This window comes from Tersicoccus phoenicis, from assembly GCF_001968835.1.
Taxonomy (GTDB): Bacteria; Actinomycetota; Actinomycetes; order Actinomycetales; family Micrococcaceae; genus Tersicoccus; species Tersicoccus phoenicis.
Genome location: NZ_MRDE01000095.1, coordinates 1 through 345 on the forward strand (window position 1 = coordinate 1; position 345 = coordinate 345).

Consider the following 345-nt stretch of genomic DNA (forward strand, 5'->3'; position numbering starts at 1 on the left):
GCGACACGGCGCGTAGCGAGGGGTGGACCCACGAGGCCTACCTCGCCGCGGTCCTGCAACGCCAAGTCGCCGACCGCGAAGCCTCCGGCACCACCTTGCGTATGGCCGGAGCCCACTTCCCAGCCGTGAAGACACTCGAGGACTTCAACCACGATCACCAGCCAGCGCTGCGCCGCGACGTCCTCGCGCATCTAGCCTCCACCGCGTTCATCGCCCGCGCGGAGAACGTGGTCCTGCTCGGCCCGCCCGGAGTCGGCAAGACCCACCTCGCCATCGGCCTGGGCATCAAAGCCGCCCAGGCCGGGCACCCGGTCCTGTTCGACACCGCCACGAACTGGATCAACC

Annotated in this window: 1 protein-coding gene; it reads left to right on the top strand. The window is 69.6% G+C overall.

The window, feature by feature from the left end; genetic code table 11:
• Nucleotides 1–345 (top strand): ATP-binding protein (locus tag BKD30_RS15080; RefSeq protein WP_159440552.1); only part of this gene is annotated, 345 nt, incomplete at both ends.